Source organism: Stenotrophomonas sp. KH_029 (assembly GCF_057839765.1).
Genome location: NZ_CM174498.1, coordinates 422,501 through 440,655 on the forward strand (window position 1 = coordinate 422,501; position 18,155 = coordinate 440,655).

General features: G+C 65.6%; 10 protein-coding genes, 3 rRNA genes and 1 pseudogene (1 of these 14 cut by a window edge). 8 read left to right on the forward strand and 6 right to left on the reverse strand.

Translation table 11 applies throughout. The annotated features are described in order from the left end of the window. From AC3ITM_RS01895 to AC3ITM_RS01910, 4 genes are all read left to right on the forward strand, one after another. Window positions 1–1,133, forward strand: a 23S ribosomal RNA gene (locus AC3ITM_RS01895) (it extends 1,748 nt beyond the left edge of the window). A 172-nt stretch (window positions 1,134–1,305) separates the two neighbouring features. Continuing rightward, window positions 1,306–1,420: ribosomal RNA gene (gene rrf / locus AC3ITM_RS01900) — 5S ribosomal RNA — on the forward strand. A 131-nt stretch (window positions 1,421–1,551) separates the two neighbouring features. Then, window positions 1,552–1,666, forward strand: a 5S ribosomal RNA gene (rrf, locus tag AC3ITM_RS01905). A gap of 339 nt (window positions 1,667–2,005) precedes the next feature. Beyond that, complete coding sequence (locus tag AC3ITM_RS01910) at window positions 2,006–2,509, forward strand: REP-associated tyrosine transposase (protein ID WP_489267993.1); 504 nt, start codon at window positions 2,006–2,008, stop codon at window positions 2,507–2,509. Between the two features lie 385 nt (window positions 2,510–2,894). On the opposite strand, the gene AC3ITM_RS01915 is transcribed toward AC3ITM_RS01910, so the two are convergent. From AC3ITM_RS01915 to AC3ITM_RS01925, 3 genes and pseudogenes are all read right to left on the reverse strand, one after another. Next, window positions 2,895–4,018, reverse strand: a protein-coding gene (locus AC3ITM_RS01915; protein WP_489264972.1) for an IS3 family transposase whose coding sequence is annotated in 2 segments (ribosomal slippage) — window positions 2,895–3,766 and window positions 3,766–4,018 — 1,125 coding nt in all. Because the reading frame shifts where the segments join, the coding sequence is not laid out codon by codon here. 393 nt (window positions 4,019–4,411) lie between these two features. Continuing rightward, window positions 4,412–6,129, reverse strand: a pseudogene (locus tag AC3ITM_RS01920) (M28 family metallopeptidase). A gap of 53 nt (window positions 6,130–6,182) precedes the next feature. Then, window positions 6,183–6,845: a DUF4097 family beta strand repeat-containing protein gene (locus AC3ITM_RS01925; RefSeq protein WP_489267994.1), complete on the reverse strand. Its 663-nt coding sequence runs from the start codon at window positions 6,843–6,845 to the stop codon at window positions 6,183–6,185. A 100-nt stretch (window positions 6,846–6,945) separates the two neighbouring features. Between AC3ITM_RS01925 and AC3ITM_RS01930 the strand changes: the two genes are divergently transcribed. Then, window positions 6,946–8,271, forward strand: coding sequence for a murein hydrolase activator EnvC family protein (locus tag AC3ITM_RS01930; protein WP_489267995.1), 1,326 nt, complete (start codon window positions 6,946–6,948; stop codon window positions 8,269–8,271). A 171-nt stretch (window positions 8,272–8,442) separates the two neighbouring features. After that, window positions 8,443–9,882, forward strand: coding sequence for a S41 family peptidase (locus AC3ITM_RS01935; protein ID WP_489267997.1), 1,440 nt, complete (start codon window positions 8,443–8,445; stop codon window positions 9,880–9,882). Between the two features lie 165 nt (window positions 9,883–10,047). Here AC3ITM_RS01935 and AC3ITM_RS01940 read toward each other — a convergent pair whose 3' ends face one another. Beyond that, window positions 10,048–10,740, reverse strand: a complete 693-nt coding sequence (locus AC3ITM_RS01940; protein WP_489267999.1) for a rhomboid family intramembrane serine protease — start codon at window positions 10,738–10,740, stop codon at window positions 10,048–10,050. Between the two features lie 225 nt (window positions 10,741–10,965). On the opposite strand from AC3ITM_RS01940, the gene AC3ITM_RS01945 reads away from it, so the two are divergent. Continuing rightward, window positions 10,966–12,309 (forward strand): outer membrane protein transport protein, encoded by a 1,344-nt coding sequence (locus tag AC3ITM_RS01945; RefSeq protein ID WP_489268001.1) that lies wholly within the window; start codon window positions 10,966–10,968, stop codon window positions 12,307–12,309. Window positions 12,310–12,598: 289 nt separating this feature from the next. Here the strand turns inward: AC3ITM_RS01945 and AC3ITM_RS01950 are convergent, their stop codons facing one another. Beyond that, a complete protein-coding gene (locus AC3ITM_RS01950; RefSeq protein WP_489268003.1) occupies window positions 12,599–13,333 on the reverse strand; it encodes a ThuA domain-containing protein in 735 nt (244 codons plus the stop codon). 100 nt (window positions 13,334–13,433) lie between these two features. Further along, on the reverse strand, window positions 13,434–16,658 hold the full coding sequence (gene putA / locus AC3ITM_RS01955) for a bifunctional proline dehydrogenase/L-glutamate gamma-semialdehyde dehydrogenase PutA (protein ID WP_489268005.1): 3,225 nt from the start codon (window positions 16,656–16,658) through the stop codon (window positions 13,434–13,436). 505 nt (window positions 16,659–17,163) lie between these two features. Between putA and coxB the strand changes: the two genes are divergently transcribed. After that, window positions 17,164–18,102, forward strand: coding sequence for a cytochrome c oxidase subunit II (gene coxB, locus AC3ITM_RS01960; protein ID WP_489268007.1), 939 nt, complete (start codon window positions 17,164–17,166; stop codon window positions 18,100–18,102). Window positions 18,103–18,155 lie beyond the last annotated feature (53 nt).

An 18,155-nucleotide genomic window follows, 5' to 3' on the forward strand; every position in this document is an offset into this window, starting at 1 on the left:
GACTGTTTATCAAAAACACAGCACTCTGCAAACACGAAAGTGGACGTATAGGGTGTGACGCCTGCCCGGTGCTGGAAGGTTAATTGATGGGGTCAGCCGCAAGGCGAAGCTCTTGATCGAAGCCCCAGTAAACGGCGGCCGTAACTATAACGGTCCTAAGGTAGCGAAATTCCTTGTCGGGTAAGTTCCGACCTGCACGAATGGCGTAACGACAGCGGCGCTGTCTCCACCCGAGACTCAGTGAAATTGAAATCGCTGTGAAGATGCAGCGTTCCCGTGGCAAGACGGAAAGACCCCGTGAACCTTTACTATAGCTTTACACTGAACGTTGAGTTCGTCTGTGTAGGATAGGTGGGAGGCTATGAAACTGTGGCGCTAGCTGCAGTGGAGCCATCCTTGAAATACCACCCTGTCGTGCTTGACGTTCTAACCTAGGTCCATAATCTGGATCGGGGACCGTGTATGGTGGGTAGTTTGACTGGGGCGGTCTCCTCCTAAAGAGTAACGGAGGAGCTCGAAGGTACGCTCAGCGCGGTCGGACATCGCGCACTGTGTGCAAAGGCATAAGCGTGCTTGACTGCAAGATCGACGGATCAAGCAGGTAGGAAACTAGGACTTAGTGATCCGGTGGTTCTGTATGGAAGGGCCATCGCTCAACGGATAAAAGGTACTCCGGGGATAACAGGCTGATACCGCCCAAGAGTTCATATCGACGGCGGTGTTTGGCACCTCGATGTCGGCTCATCACATCCTGGGGCTGTAGTCGGTCCCAAGGGTATGGCTGTTCGCCATTTAAAGTGGTACGCGAGCTGGGTTCAGAACGTCGTGAGACAGTTCGGTCCCTATCTGCCATGGGCGTTGGAGATTTGAGAGGGGCTGCTCCTAGTACGAGAGGACCGGAGTGGACGAACCTCTGGTGTTCCGGTTGTCACGCCAGTGGCATTGCCGGGTAGCTATGTTCGGAAGCGATAACCGCTGAAAGCATCTAAGCGGGAAGCGCGCCTCAAGATGAGATCTCCCGGGGCACAAGCCCCCTGAAGGAACCATATAGACTATGTGGTTGATAGGTCAGGTGTGTAAGTACAGCAATGTATTGAGCTAACTGATACTAATGATCCGTGAGGCTTGACCATATAACCTCAAGTTGCCTTGGCCGACATGACATGTCGATAGATCCCAAGTGCACGCTACGTCACAAGACCAAACGAGAGGCAGGCGCTGTAGGCGCGTCTCTTTGCAAAGCAGGCACATCCGTGCCCGCTCCCTGCAAAGACACGACACCCACGGCGACACTCCAAAAGCCTCCCTGGTGAAATTAGCGCTGTGGAACCACCCGATCCCATCCCGAACTCGGAAGTGAAACGCAGCTGCGCCGATGGTAGTGTGGCCTAAGCCATGCGAGAGTAGGTCATCGCCAGGGTTTATACCCCGAAAACCCCGCTGCTCATGCAGCGGGGTTTTCCTTTTTTTGCAGGCAACCGGTTTTCCAGTTGCCCGCTTCTCGGAAGAGACCTCTGCCGAGCTGGCGCAACGCGCCGCTCCAACCGTCTCCCTGGTGAAATTAGCGCTGTGGCACCACCCGATCCCATCCCGAACTCGGAAGTGAAACGCAGCTGCGCCGATGGTAGTGTGGCCTAAGCCATGCGAGAGTAGGTCATCGCCAGGGTTTATACCCAAAAACCCCGCTGCTCACGCAGCGGGGTTTTTTCTTTGTGCGTCCGCACGGCATGACGCGGGTAGGGTCGGTTCCCAAACGACTGCCGATAATGGCGATGGGTGCTTTGACGCCGGGAGCCGTATCGAAGCGGTGCCCCAGCCACACAGAGCCCTCCCCGGTGATTGCAATGCCTCACCGAATGCGGGCCATGCAACGGCAGTTGATCGGGATGCGACCCTACCAGCGCCACGGTCGCACAACGCCCGATCACGCATTCCGCATTCTTCCGACGCCTGATTCCGCCTCTTCCGGATGGCCCCGGCCACGCCTACGCCCGACGCTGGAGGCATGTCCAGTTCCCGTCTACTGATCGGGCGCCGCTCGCTCCGGGGCGCCTTCTACATGTTGACCACCCGGGTGGCCGACCGTCGCAAGGTGTTCGTCGACGCAGCCAGCGTCGAATGCGTGGTGGAAGCGCTGCGCTGTTCCGATCGCGAACACCGCTCGCGTACCCTGGCCTGGGTGGTGATGCCCGACCATGTGCATTGGTTGATGCAGTTGCGCGAAGGCAATATCAGCCGCTGCATGCAGGCATTCAAATCGCGCTCATCGCGCGCCTTGAACCTGCACCGCCATACGGAGGGGGCGCTCTGGCAGCGTGGTTTCTACGACCACTGCGTGCGTTCGGATGAGTCGCTGGAGAACCAGGCCAAGTACCTGATCGAAAACCCGATCCGCGCCGGGTTGGTCGCCGGCGTAGGTGAGTACCCTTATCTCTGGACGCGCTGGCCGATGGAGTCATCCCCAACCGCTGCGGGTGACGCCCCGGCCGAGCAGGGTTCCCATCGGTAGGGTCGGTTCCCAAACGACTGCCGATAACGGCGATGGGTGCTTTGACGCCGGGAGCTCTATCGAAGCGGTGCCCCAACTGCACAAAGCCCTCCCCGGTGATTGCAATGCCATCACCGGGCGCGGGCCGTGCAACGGCAGTCGATCGGGATGCGACCCTACCAATGCGGGGCCCTGCCGGCGCGGCGGCATTCGGGTCGTGCATAGCCCTCGGTAGGGTCGGTTCCCAAACGACTGCCGATAACGGCGATGGGTGCTTTGACGCCGGGACCCCTATCGATGCGGTGTCCCAGCTACACAGAGCCCTCCCCGGTGATTGCAATGCCATTACTGGGCGCGGGCCATGCAACGGCAGTCGATCGGGATGCGACCTGACCTCCTCCCCGCGTTAGGCCCGAGCAGAAGTGGAAAATTCGGCGTTGGGTGGGGACGTGAATTGGGCGGCAAACTCGGCTGGTGGGACATCGCCGATTGATGAGTGCGTCCGGAAATGATTGTAATCGACCCTCCAGCTTTCGATCTTCTGGCGGGCGTCATCGAGCGACAGGAACCAGTGCGTGTTGAGACACTCGTCCCGGAAGCTGCCATTGAACGACTCGATGAAGGGGTTGTCGGTCGGTGTGCCAGGTCGGGAATAGTCCATGGTCACCCCATTGTCGTAGGCCCAGCGATCCATCACGATCGAGACGAATTCGCTGCCGTTGTCTGTCTGGATGCGTTGCGGCAGCTCGCGCTGGTGGCGTAGGCGTTCCATCACGGCCACCACGTCTTCGCCCTTGAGGTGCTGATTCACTTCGATGGCTAGACTTTCCTTGGTGAAGTTGTCCACGACGGTCAGCGCCCGGAAGCGGCGTCCGTCGAATAGGGCATCGGCCACGAAATCCATGCTCCAAACCTGATTTGGAGCCGTCAGCATCGTGCGCTCCAGGCGGTGTGCTGCGGCCTTGCGTCTGCGAGGACGCTTACGCCGCAGATTGAGGCCCGCTTGGCAGTAAAGCCGGTAGACGCGTTTGTGGTTGGCCTTCCAGCCTTCCCGGCGCAACAGCACGAATATTCTCCAGAAGCCGTAGCGAACCCGCGTGGCAGCGATCTCTTCGATCCGCAGAAGTAGTGGCGCATCATCATTCTCACGGGGTTGGTAATACCACGCCGAACGGCTTTGCTTTACGACCTCGCAAGCCCGGCGAACCCCAACTCGATAACGGTCGACCAAGTGGCCCACGAGCGTCTTGCGCTGCGTGGGCCTCAGAGCTTTTTTGAGAGCACATCCTGCAGCATAACTTTGTCCAGACTCAAATCGGCGACCAATTGCTTGAGCTTGCGGTTCTCTTCCTCAAGCTGACGTAGCCGGCGTAGTTCGGACACGCCTAACCCGCCGAACTTTTTGCGCCAAGCGTAGAACGTAGCTTGGCTGATACCCATTTTGCGGCAAATCTCTTCGACCGTCGTGCCGCTCTCGGCTTGTTTCAGGGCGAACGCGATCTGCTCTTCAGTGAACTTCGACTTCTTCATGGCGACGGGCCTCCTTGGGCCTGAGTGTCGCCGAATTTTATAGTTCTGGCTGGTCTAAATTACTGGGAGGAGGTCAGACCCTACCAATGCGGGGCCCTGCCGGCGCGGCGGCATTCGGGTCGTGCATAGCCCTCGGTAGGGTCGGTTCCCAAACGACTGCCGATAATGGCGATGGGTGCTTTGACGCCCGGACCCCTATCGAAGCGGTGCCCCAGCCATACAGAGCCCTCCCCGGTGATTGCAATGCCTCACCGAATGCGGGCCGTGCAACGGCAGTCGATCGGGATGCGACCCTACCGGCGAACCCACCGTCCCCCCATCGCCATCCCCCCCCCAACAAAAACGGCGCCCACTGGGCGCCGCTTCTGCATTCCATGGATCACACCCGACCGGTCAGGGTGCCGCTGCCGCCGCTGCCGCCTTCGGCTTCATCATCGCATCGCGCGCCGCCTTGAACGGGTTGCCTTCATACCAGTTCGGCCAGCGGTCGCCAGTGGCCAGTTCGTTGCCCACGCCGTACAGCAGTTGCAGGTCTTCTACCGTGCCGTCCAGCTTCCAGGTGGCCAGATCGAACTCGTCCTTCGGACCGTGGTAACGATCGCGGCCATAGGCCTCGGCCGCCTTGCGGCCGGCGTCGATGCCGCCGTCGCGCAGGTCTTCGCCGCCATCGGCATACAGGGCCGGGACGCCGGCCTTGGCGAAGTTGAAGTGGTCCGAACGGAAATAGAAGCCGCTCTGCACCGCAGTTTCGCCATGCAGGGTGCGGCCCTGGTTGGCGGCCAGCGGCTTGAGGATGTCTTCCAGCTCCGAGCTGCCATAACCGGTGACGGTCATGTCCTTGGCGCGCCCGGCCACCGACATCGCGTCGATGTTGATCACCCCGGCGATCTTGTCCAGCGGGAAGGTCGGGTGGCTGACGTAGTACTTGGAACCGAGCAGGCCCGATTCTTCCAGCGTCACCGCCAGGAACACCACCGAACGCTCCGGCGGCTGCTGCTGGTGGGCCATCGCGTCGGCCACTTCCAGGATGCCGGCCACGCCGGTGGCGTTGTCCACCGCGCCGTTGTAGATGTTGTCGCCCTGCTCACCCTCGTGCTTGCCCAGGTGGTCCCAATGGGCCATGTACAGCACCGCCTCGTCGGCACGCTTGCTGCCCGGCAGGACGCCGACCACGTTGCGCGACTTCTTCTCGGCAATGGTGCTCTTCAGGTCGAAGGACACCTTGGCCTTCAGCGATACCGGCTTGAAGCCGCGCTTGCTGGCGTCCTTGTAGGCCTTGTCCAGGTCCAGCCCGGCATCGGCGAACAACTGGCGCGCCGCCTCGGCGCTCAGCAGCCCTGTGCGGGCAGGCGCGGATCGGCATCATCCTTGGCCGGCAGGTCGTACTGCGGGCCGGCCCAGGAGTTCTTGACCACATCCCAGCCATAGGAAGCGCCGGCGGTGTCGTGCACGATCAGCGCCGCGGCCGCGCCCTTGCGCGCGGCTTCCTCGAATTTGTAGGTCCAGCGCCCGTAGTAGGTCATGCGCTTGCCATCGAACAGCTTGGCATCGTCGACGTGGAAGCCGGGGTCGTTGACGAACATCACCACCGTCTTGCCCTTCCAGTCCTGGCCGGCGTAGTCGTTCCACTTCTGCTCCGGCGCATCCACGCCGTAGCCGACGAACACCAGCTCGCTGGCATCGACCTTTACGTCCGGCTGGCCGCTGCGGGTGCCGATCACCATGTCGGTACCGAACTTCAGGGCGCGGGTCTTGCCGTCCTGGTCAAGGTTGAGCACGGTCGATTCGTCGGCGGTGGTTTCGGTCATCGCCACGTCCTGGAACCAGCTGTCGCCATTGCCCGGCTGCAGGCCGATGCGCTGCATCTGGTCGCGGATGTAGTTGACGGTGAGTTCTTCACCCTTGCTGCCCGGCGCGCGGCCTTCGAACTCGTCCGAGGCCAGGGTCTTGACCAGCTCGGCGAAGTCGCCGGCATTGATCTCGGCCGAGAAGGCATGGCCGGCGGCGGCCGGGGTGGTGTCGCCGGCGGGGGCGGTGGGTGCGGTGGCTTCGCCCTTGCACGCGCTCAGGGCGGCGGCGGCGGCGAGGCACAACAGAAGTTTGCGGGGCATCATCGATTCCTGGAGACAAAGGGCCAGTGCCCGAGGGCACCGGGAAGAGGGTATCAATCCTGCGGCGCGGCGTCGGTATCGAACGGCTGCGCCTGGGCGCCGCTGACCGGCCCGATGCGGGCACTGCGATGGACATACAAGGTCACGTCGCGGTCGAACACCAGACTGCCATTGACCACGGCGTTGGGGCCGACGATGACCCGCGGCTTGCGCCCGGGCGTCAGCGACAGGCTGAAGCTGGGCTTCTTGACCCGGATCCCGCCATCGACCTGCGAGCCGACCCCGACCGTGATGTCGCCGTTGACCGTCTCGATACTGCCGTCCAGCCTTGCCTCCACCAGCCCGATGCTGCCGTTGACGGTCTGCAGCTCGCCTTCGACCTGGCTGCTGCGATCGATGAAGATGCTGCCGTTCACCGTTTCGACGTCGCCGGCGGCAATTACTTCGCGGCCGATGCGGACGCTGCCGTTGACCGTGGACACCCCGCCGGTGCGGGCGTTGTCGCCGATCCGGATGCCGCCGTTGACGGTCTCGATGTCGCCGGTGACCGCCGACGCATCGACGTTGATGCCGCCATTGACGGTATCCAGGTCGCCATAGACCTGGCCGGACTCGGCATGGATGCTGCCGTTGACCTTGCTGATGCCCTCATTGGCCAGGGCCGGCGCGCACGGCAGCACCAGGGCCAACAGCAGCGGGAGCGGGAAACGTTTCATCGGGGGACCTCGTGGTTCGGTATGCGGTTGGCAGGCCGCCTGCAGGAATGTCACCATGCATCGCTGCAATCCGCATCTGCCTGAAGTCACTGGAAAGCCCTTGCGCGCCAACGCATTCTCCTCACGCCGGAATAACAAACCGATGGCCGCAGGCCGCCGCGGACCGGCCCTGTGGGGCGCGTTGGGTGGCCTGCTGCTGGCCCTGGTGGTGGTGCTGCCCAGCCCGGCCCTGGCGCAGAACCCCAAGGAGGCCGAGCGCAAGCTGCAGAAACTGCGCAGCGAACTCAAGGGCGTGGCGCAGGAACGGCGCAACCTGGAAGGCCAGCGTGGCCAGGCCTCGCGCCAGCTGCGCGACGCCGACGAGAAGGTCGCACGTACCGGCCGGGTGCTGGCCCAGACCGAGACCGCGCTGCAGCGCGAAACCCGGGCCATGGAAGAACTGCAGCGCAAGCGCAGCGACCTGCAGGCCGGCCTGGGCAAACAGCGGCAGGAACTGGCCGCGCTGCTGCGCTCGGCCTACCGGATCGGCAACAACGCGCCGCTCAAGCTGCTGCTGTCGCAGGACCGCGTGGCCGACGCCAACCGCAGCCTGGCCTACCACCGCTACCTGCAGCGCGAACGCGCCCGCCGCATCCAGGCCCTGACCACCGACCTGGCCGAACTGCAGGCGGTGGAGACCGAGATCGTGCAGCGCCGGCAGGCACTGGAGGGCACCCGCCAGCAGCAGAAGCAGCAGGCCGCGGCGCTGGCCGACGACCGCCGCGCGCGCGCGGCCACCGTGGCCAGCCTGGACGAACGCTACAAGGACCGCAGCGAACGCGAGAAGGCGCTGGGCCAGGACGCCAAGGCGCTGGAAACCTTGCTGGCCAACCTGCGTGCCGCTGCCGCCCGTGCCGAGGCCGAACGGCGTGCCGCCGCGCGCCGTGCCGCTGCCGAGAAAGCGGCCGCAGCGAAGGCCGAGAAGGCCGCCGCGGCCAACGGCACGCGCCCGCCGCCGCGCCCCGGCAAGACCCCACCGGTGGTCGCTTCGGCGCCACCGCCGAAGGTCGGCGGGCTGGGCTGGCCGCTGTCGGGCAATCTGCTGGCGCGCTATGGCGGCAAGCTGCCCGATGGGCGCACCAGCAGCGGCGTGCTGATCGGTGCGCCGGCCGGCAGCACGATCACCGCGGTGGCCGACGGTACCGTGGTGTTCTCCGACTGGATGACCGGCTACGGCATGATCCTGATCGTCGACCATGGCAACGGCTACATGAGCCTGTACGCCCACAACGACACTCTGCTGCGCGATGCCGGCGCGGCGGTGAAAAAGGGCGATGCGGTGGCCAAGGTCGGCAATTCCGGTGGACAGGGCGTGACCGCGCTGTACTTCGAACTGCGCCGCAATGGCCAGCCGGTCGACCCGGGGTCGTGGCTGCAGCGCCGCTGACCGGTCTGCCCGGCCGCGCACGCGCCCACGCATGCGGCAGGCACATGAAAGCCAGCCAACTGCCGCACCGCGCTGCGGCAGGCGGTTCAACGGGAATTTATCGCCGCTTCGCGCATAATCGGGCCACGCACCCTGTGCGCGTTACCGTCCCCGCCGACCCTGGAGTGCTTCATGCGCGTAGCCCGATCCGCCACCTTGCTGCTGGCCCTGCTGCCGGCGGTGTCCTGGGCACAGCAGACCGGCCCGGCACCCAGCCGCAGCACCGATGCGGCCACCAGTGAAGAGGCGGTGACATCGCGCGTGCCGCTGGAAGAAATCCGGCGCTACGTGGCGGTCTACAACGCGGTACGCGCCGCCTATGTGGATCCGGTGGACGACAAGAAGCTGATGCAGTCGGCCATCCGCGGCCTGCTGCTGGACCTGGACCCGCACAGCACCTACTTCGACAAGGAAGACGCCGAAGCCTTCGATGAGCAGGCCAACGGTGCCTATGAAGGCATCGGCGTGGAGTTGCAGCAGCAGCCCGACAACAGCAGCCTGAAAGTGATCTCGCCGATCGACGACACCCCGGCGGCGCGGGCGGGCATCCTGGCCGGCGATCTGATCATCGCCATCGACGGCAAGCCGATCAGTGCGATCGAAGCCACCGAGCCGCTGCGTGGCAAGGCCGGCACCAAGGTGGTGCTGACCCTGGTGCGCGCAGGCAAGCCCAAGCCGTTCGACGTCACCGTCACCCGCCAGACCATCCGCGTCACCAGCGTGCGCAGCCGCATGCTGGAGCCGGGCTATGGCTATATCCGCCTGAGCACGTTCCAGGCCGATACCGGCGCCGATTTCCAGAAGCAGGTCACCCAGCTCCAGCAGCAGGCCGGCGGCAAGCTCAAGGGGCTGGTGCTGGACCTGCGCAGCAACCCCGGTGGCCTGCTCACCGCCGCGGTGCAGGTGGCCGACGACCTGCTCGACAAGGGCAACATCGTCAGCACCCGCGGCCGCATTTCGATCAGCGACGCGCGCTTCGATGCCACCCCGGGCGACCTGCTCAAGGGCGCCCCGGTGGTGGTGTTGACCGACGCCGGCTCGGCCAGTGCCTCCGAAGTGCTGGCCGGCGCACTGCGCGACAACGGCCGCGCACGCGTGGTCGGCAGCCGCACCTTCGGCAAGGGCTCGGTGCAGACCGTGCTGCCGCTGGACAACGGCGACTCGGTCAAGCTGACCACGGCGCGCTACTTCACCCCCAGTGGCAAGTCGATCCAGGCCACCGGCATCGTGCCCGACGTGGTGCTGCAGCCGGACAAGCGCGACGGCGAAGACGCGCTGCCGGCCAGCCTGACCGACTACAGCGAGGCCACGCTGCCCGGCCACCTGCGTGGCGACGAGGAAGGCAGTGACGGTTACACGGCCGGCGATGTCTTGCCCGGCGATGGCCCGATCAATGACGCGCTGGCCGAGCTGAAGCAACCCGGTTCGGTGCTGGCCAAGCAGAAAGCCGAAGCGGCCAAGGCGGCCGCGCAGAAGAAGCCGGATGCGACGACCGAAGCGAAGAAGCCGGATGCGGTGAAGCCGGAAGCAGCCAAACCGGAAGCCACCAAACCGGAAGCCACCAAACCCTGACGGTAGTGCCGGCCGCTGGCCGGCTCTGCGTGCATCCAGCCCGATGCAGAGCCGGCCAGCGGCCGGCATTACCGGGTGCCCGTGTACCGACCAACGGTCGGTACCTACCTGAGAACCCCGCGGACACGCAGCGGTAGGCACCGACCGTTGGTCGGTGCGGCCCCTTCAGAACCCGTGCCGCTTGCGCAGCCGCCGCGCGATCGCCGCGCGCACATACACGCCGTAGGCCAGGCCGAACACGAAACCGGCGATATGCGCCCACCAGGCCACCATGCCGAAGCTCGGGCCGATATAGGCGAACACCACCTGCAGCGCCGCCCACACCCCGATCAGCAGATAGGCCGGGGCGCGCACGAATTCCAGGAACAACCCCAGCGGAATCACCACGCCCAGCCTGGCCCCGGGGAACAGCGCCAGGTAGGCGCCGATCAGGGCCGACACCGCCCCGCTGGCACCGATGATGATCTGGTCCGGGCTGCCCATGGTGTAGATCGCGGTCAGGTTGGAGATCGCCCCACCGAGCAGGAACAGCAGCATCAGCCGCCACGGGCCCAGCACCCGCTCGGCCGGCAACCCGAAGATCAGCAGGAACACCAGGTTGCCCAGCAGGTGCGACCAGTCCGCGTGCAGGAACAAGGCGGTGAACAGGCGCAGCACGCTGCCGTCCTGCAGGGTGGCCCACCAGTCCTGTGGCTGGGTCAGCCCGGTGGACAGGGCGCCCCAGTCCAGCCACAGGCTGCGCCGCGCATCGCCCGGGCGCGAGATCGACCACAGGAAGGCCAGCCACAGCGCGGCAAACAGCAGCGGGGTGGCCCAGCGGATGGCGGATTTGTTGCGGGAGGGGGTCGACACGAACATGGATGGCACTAGCCTAGCGCGGCGGTGGTCACGGGGGGAGAGCAACCCGTTCAGGCTGAATAGCCACAAGGCGTCAGCCGTTATTGTTTCATTAACCGGTCTGGGTATACTCCAATACGGCGTCGTATGTCGGGAGGGGAATCCGGCGCGTTGTTCCCGCCCCAGGGCAGGGATGACGCAGGCGCGCGTTGCCAAAAACCACCGCAATTCCGGAGAGAACCAAACATGCATACCGCTTCCACGCTCGCCCGCGTCACCGCCCTGGCCGTCGGCATTGCCGGTGTCCTGGCCGTTGGCCACGTCAACGCCGCCGCCTTCCAGCTCAAGGAAAACAGCGCCAAGGGCCTCGGCCGCGCCTTCGCCGGCTCGGGCAGCGCCCAGGGCGACGCCTCGATCATGGCCGTCAACCCGGCCGGTATGCGCCAGCTGGACGGCACCCAGATCCAGGGTGACCTGAGCGCCATCAGCTTCTCGGCCAAGTTCAGCGGTACCGGCCGCAAGCCGACCGGCCAGCCGCAGACCGGCGGTGACGGCGGCGACGCCGGCATGATCGCCCCGGTTCCGGCGGCGTACTTCCACATGCCGCTCGGCGAAAAGGCCCACTTCGGCGTATCGCTGACCGCACCGTTCGGCTTCAAGACCGATTACGACAATGGCTGGGTCGGCCGCTACAGCGGCATGAAGACCGACATGAAGGCGATCGACCTGGGCTTTGCCGCCTCCTACGACGTCAACCCGTACGTGTCCTTCGGCGCGTCGGTGTTCGTTGAGCACCTGACCATCGAACTGAGCAACAACATCGACTTCGGCACCGCACTGGCGCAGTCGCGCGTGCCGGGCTTCGCCCCGGGCAGCGCCGACGGCAAGCTGACCATGGAAGGTGACAACAACGCGGTGGGTTGGACCGTCGGTGGCTTGTTCAGCCCCGATGAGAACACCCACATCGGTATCAGCTACCGTTCCAAGGTCGAGCACAAGATCACCGGCGGCGACGCCACCTTCGACGTGCCGGCCAACGCTGCCGCCGTGCTGGCCGTGGCCCAGCCGGGCCGCTTCGTGAACACCTCGGGCAAGGCCACGCTGACCCTGCCGGCGTCGGCCACGCTGAGCGTGACCCACAACGTCAACGACCGCTGGACCGTGATGGGTGATGTCACCCGTACCGCATGGTCGACCGCGTTCGACCAGGTCACCATCGATTACGGCTCGGCGCAGCCGGACTCGGTGCTGGAGTTCGCCTACCGCGACACCACCTTCGTCTCGCTGGGTGCCGACTTCAAGCTGAGCGACACCGTCACCCTGCGCGGCGGCGTCGCGCTGGACCAGACCCCGACCACCAACGCCCACCGCGACGTGCGCGTGCCCGACACCAGCCGCAAGTGGCTGTCGTTCGGCGTGGGTTGGACCCCGTCGGAGAACATGGAGTACAACTTCGGTTATACCCACCTGTTCACCAAGGATCCGGACGTGAACATTGCCGGCACCACCAACAACCAGGGCAATTCGCTGAACGGCAAGTACAAGGTCCGCGGCGACGTGCTGGCTGCTTCGTTCAACTACAAGTTCTGATCGAACCAGCGGTAACGGTTGTTTGAATGCAGAAGGCCCCGCGCAAGCGGGGCCTTTTGTTTTTGGTTCTCTGGCGCAGCACAGGCAGGGTCGGTTCCCAAACCACTGCCGGCAGCGCCTGTGGGTGCATTGGCGCAGGGGCCCGTATCGAAACGGTGCCTTTGCCGTGCAGCGCCTTCCCGGTTGATTGCAACGCCATTACCGGGCGCGGATCGTGCAATGGCAGTCGATCGGGATGCGACCCTACCAAGGGCGCACCGCCACGCCGCCCATCACCGCATCGCCGTGCTCAGCACCGCGCTGAACGCCCCGCCGCATAACGCAGCCCCTGCCGCAGCTGGGCAAGGAAATCCGGATCGCGGTATACCGCCTCGTCATGGCCCAGCCCGGTGTACCAGCTGCGGCCGCCATCGAAGGCGTGGCACCAGGTGATCGGGTGGTCCGCACCCATCGTGCCGCCCTGGTAGAGGCGTTCGTCCACCGTGGCCACCACCTGCACGCGCGGGCGCGGATTGTCGCGGTAGTTGTACAGCTCGTCGCGGATCGCCCAGGCCTTGCCGTGCGCGCGGCCATCACGCTCGGGTTGCACGCGGGTGTCCTGCAGGCCCGGTGGATGCGCCTTGAAGTACGCACCCACCAGCTGCCCGTACCAGGGCCACTGATACTCGGTGTCGGCGGCGGCATGCACGCCGACGAAGCCGCCGCCGGCGCGGATGAAGCCCTCCAGCGCGGCCTGCTGCCCGGCATCGAGGATATCGCCGGTGGTGCTGGCAAATACCACCACCCGGTAGCGGGCCAGGTTGGCCGGGCTGAAATCGTCGGCATCCTCGCTGTGGTCGGCCAGCATGCCCTCGCCGGTTGCCAGCGCCTGCAATGTGGCCACCGCGGTGGGGATGGAATCGTGGCGGAACTGCTCGGTGCGGCTGAAGACCAGCACGCGCTGCGCCGGCACAGCGTCGGCGGCGCTGCCGGTTGCCGGGGCGAGCAGGCAGAGCAGCAGGGAAAGCAGGGCTGGGGTTCGCATCGGCAGATCATGCCATGCGAGGCCGGGCGCGGCGAAGCTGCCGGGCAAAAGAAAAACCCCGCTTGCGCGGGGTTCTTCCTGTACTCCGCCACGCCCCGGTTCAGTCGCCCAGGGTCAGCAGCGAGGCGTTGCCGCCGGCTGCGGTGGTGTTCACGGTGACGGTCTTTTCGGTGGCAAACCGCAGCAGGTAGTGCGGGCCGCCGGCCTTGGGGCCGGTACCGGACAGGCCCTGGCCGCCGAACGGCTGTACGCCGACCACCGCGCCGATCTGGTTGCGGTTGACGTATACATTGCCCACGTTGACCCGCGAGGCGATGCGGTCGATGGTTTCATCGATGCGCGAATGCACGCCCAGGGTCAGGCCGTAGCCGGTGGCGTTGATCTGGTCGATCACCGCATCGAGCTGGTCGCCCTTCCAACGGATCACGTGCAGTACCGGACCGAAGACTTCCTTGTGCAGCTGCTCCAGGCCCTTGAGCTCATAGGCGCGCGGGGCGAAGAAGCAGCCATGCGCGGCCGCTTCACTGAGTTCGGCGGCGGCGATCAGGCGGGCTTCCTTTTCCATGCGCACGGCGTGGTCCTGCAGGATCTGCAGGGCGTCGGCATCGATCACCGGGCCGACGTCGGTGGACAGCAGGCCCGGGTCGCCGACCTTCAGCTCGGCCATCGCGCCGGCCAGCATGGTCATTACCTTGTCGGCGATGTCGTCCTGCACGAACAGCACGCGCGCGGCCGAGCAACGCTGGCCGGCGGAGGTGAAGGCCGACCCGATCGCGTCCTTGACCAGCTGCTCGGGCAGCGCCGAGGAATCGGCGATGAAGGCGTTCTGGCCGCCGGTTTCGGCGATCAGCACGCCGATCGCGGCATCGCGTGCGGCCATCGCGCGGTTGATCGCGCGGGCGGTGTCGGTCGAGCCGGTGAAGGCCACGCCGGCCACGCGCGGGTCGGCGGTGAGCGCGGCACCGACGGTGGCGCCGTCGCCCGGCAGGAACTGCAGCACGCCGTCGGGCACGCCGGCGTCGAGCAGCAGCTTCACCGCGTAGTAGCCGATCAGGTTGGTCTGTTCGGCCGGCTTGGCGATCACGCTGTTGCCGGCCGCCAATGCGGCGCTGACCTGGCCCAGGAAGATCGCCAGCGGGAAGTTCCACGGGCTGATGCAGACGAACACGCCACGGCCGTGCAGCTGCAGTTCGTTGGATTCACCGGTGGGGCTGGGCAGCTTTTCGGCATGGCCGAACTGCTCGCGTGCCTGCTTGGCGTAGTAACGCAGGAAATCCACCGCCTCGCGCACTTCGGCGATGCCGTCGGGCAGGCTCTTGCCGGCTTCCTTGACGCACAGCGCCATGAACTCGGGCAGGCGCGCTTCGAGCTGGTCGGCGGCGTGTTCCAGGATCGCCGCGCGGCTGGCGGCCGGGGTGCGGTTCCAGGCCGGCTGCGCGGCCACGGCATTGGCCAGCGCTTTTTCCACGGTGGCACTGTCGGCCGGCTGCCACTGGCCCACGACCTGGCGGTTGTCGGCCGGGTTGGTCACGTTCAACAGTGCGCCGGTCGGGCTGGCGCCGGGCACCAGCGGTGCGGCGTGCCATGGCTTCACGGCGGCGTTGAGCTGCTCGGCCAAGGCGCGCAGGTCGTTGTCGTTGGCGAGATTGACGCCCATGGAGTTCTTCCTGTCATGGTTCTGGCTGCGCAGCAGGTCGACCGGCAGCGGGATTTTGGGATGCGGGATCGAGTCGAACGAGGCCACCGCTTCGACCGGATCGCGGATCAGGTCGTCGATGGCCACGTTGTCGTCGGTGATGCGGTTGACGAAGCTGGAATTGGCGCCGTTCTCGAGCAGGCGGCGCACCAGGTAGGGCAGCAGGTCTTCATGCGAACCGACCGGTGCGTACACCCGGCACGGCACGTTCAGGCGGTCGGCCGGCACCACTTCGGCATACAGGTCATCGCCCATGCCGTGCAGCTTCTGGTGCTCGTACTGGCCGCCCCTGGCGATTGCCCGCACCGCGGCGATGGTGTGCGCGTTGTGGGTGGCGAACATCGGGTACAGCGCATCGGCGTGGGTGAACAGGCGCCGGGTGCAGGCCAGGTAGGACACGTCGGTGTTCTGCTTGCGGGTGAACACCGGGTAGGCCGGCAGGCCGTCGATCTGCGCACGCTTGATCTCCGCGTCCCAGTAGGCGCCCTTGACCAGCCGCACCTGCAGGCGGCGGCCAATGCGGCGGGCCAGGTCGGCCAGGTAGTCGATCGTGTAGGGGGTGCGCTTCTGGTAGGCCTGCACGACCACGCCGAAGCCTTCCCAGCCGGCCAGCGAGGCATCGCTGACCACCGCTTCGATGATGTCCAGCGACAGTTCCAGGCGGTCGGTTTCCTCGGCGTCGACGGTGCAGCCGATGCCGTAGGACTTGGCCAGCTGGGCCAGTTCCAGCACGCCCGGGACCAGGTCGGCCATCACGCGTGCGCGCTTGGCGTGCTCGTAGCGCGGATACAGCGCAGACAGCTTGATCGAGATGCCCGGTGCCGCATTGACGTCGCCATCGGCACGCCCGCCGCGTGCCTTGTGGTCGCCGCCGATGGCGTGGATGGCGCGGCGGTAGTCTTCCAGGTAGCGCTTGGCATCCTTCATGGTCAGCGCGCCTTCGCCGAGCATGTCGAACGAATAGCGGTAGTTGGCGTTGTCGCCCTTGTGCGAGCGCGACAGGGCTTCGTCGATGCTGCGGCCCATGACGAACTGATGGCCCATGATCTTCATCGCCTGGCGCACGGCCAGGCGGATCACCGGCTCGCCGACGCGGCCGATCAGGCGCTTGAAGGCGCCGGGCACGTCGGCACGGGTGGCATCGTTGATCTGCACCAGGCGGCCGGTCAGCATCAGGCCCCAGGTGGAGGCGTTGACCAGCACCGAATCGCTGCCGCCCATGTGCTTCTTCCAGTCCGCATCGCCGAGCTTGTCGCGGATCAGCTTGTCGGCGGTGTCCTGGTCGGGAATGCGCAGCAGCGCTTCGGCCACGCACATCAGCAGCACGCCTTCCTCGCTGCCCAGGTCGTACTGGCGCATGAAGGCTTCGATCGCGCCCTGGTCCTGGGCACGCACGCGCACGCGCTTGACCAGGTCGGCGGCGGTGGCCTGCACCTGTGCCTGTTCGGCGGCCGGCAGGCGGGCCTGCTCGAGCAGTTCGCGCACATGGCTGGCCTCGTCCTTCATCCAGGCATCGGTGATGGCCTGGCGGAATGCGGGAGGCGTCGTCGGCAGCTCGGGGGACAGTAGCGGCGGGCGGGGAGCGCCGGACGGGGCCGGGCTGGAAATCGGGGCGGAGGGTGCGGTCATGCCGGTTGGCTCGTGGAGAACTTGACCATTTTAATCGCTTTTCGGGCGCGTAAAGCGATTCCGGAAACCCGCCCCATCCCGCCCATAGCCTTTCATACAGAGGGATTGCGCCAGATGGCGCAGATTGCAATAAGTGTGCTGAATTCGGCAAAAGTGCCGCCGACGACGATGCTGTATTGCACCATTGGGCCCAGTGTGAATGGACCCTTGCTAGGTGCTGGAAAGCAGGGCTACCATCGAGACGTTTCCTGCGACAGGAATGGCGTCCCCCACAGGCGCTCGTTGCCACCGCTGTCTGTCCAGTTGTTTGCTGTGTTTGAAGGTCCCGGAGCGCGAGGTCATCCCCCGCCGCCGGGTAGTGACCGGCACGCGCCGTCGCCCTGAATGGGGGAGGTGTTGCGCCGGTGACGAGAAGGACCGCCCGGGCCAGGCATCGGCCCGGAAAACCAGAAGGCTTGCTCGTGGCCAGCGATGGCTGCAACCGACGACGCTAAGGGTCTAGGCAATGAAGCAACGCAGAAAGTGGGGCAGCACGTTCGGCAAGACGGTAATGGGTGGGGTGGCGCTGCTGGCGCCGGCAATGGCGTGGGCCCAGGCGGCCGACCCCAAACCCTGGCAGTTGAACATGGGCAAGGGGGTCACCCAGAGCGCGCGGTTGGCCTGGGAATCCAACATGTTCTCGCTGTGGGTGTGCACGGTGATCGGGGTGCTGGTGTTCGGTGCGCTGTTCTATGCCATCTTCAAGTTCCGCAAGTCCAAGGGCGCGGTGGCCGCCACCTTCAGCCACAACACCAAGGCGGAAATCATCTGGACGGTGATCCCGGTGATCATCCTGGTGGTGATGGCGTGGCCGGCCACGGCCAACCTGATCAAGTTCTACGACACCCGCGATTCGGAAATGACCGTCAAGGTCACCGGCTACCAGTGGATGTGGAAGTACGAGTACCTGGGGCAGGACGTCACCTTCACCAGCCGCCTGGACCGCGAGTCGGACCGGGTGCGGCAGAGCGGCAAGGTGCCCACGCTGGCATCGCACCCGCACTACCTGCTGGAAGTGGACAACCGCCTGGTGCTGCCGGTGGATACCAAGGTGCGCTTTGTGATCACCTCCGACGATGTGATCCATGCCTGGTGGGTACCGGCGCTGGGCTGGAAGCAGGACGCCATTCCCGGCTTCATCAACGAGGCCTGGACCAACATCGAAACGCCCGGCGTCTACCGCGGCCAGTGCGCCGAACTGTGCGGCAAGGACCACGGGTTCATGCCGATCGTGGTCGAGGCGGTGTCCAAGGAGGACTTCCAGAAATGGCTGGCCTCGCGCAAGCCGGCGCCCGCACCTGAGCCTGCTCCGGCTGCGGCACCGGCAACGGCGCCTGCAGCGCCCGCGCCGGCCACCGAACCGGTGGCGCCGGCCGCACCGGCCGCAGCAGACAGCAACGCCTGAAATCGAGCCGCGTCCGCCAGCCGGCGGATGCGGGTTCCACCGGATCCAGTGAG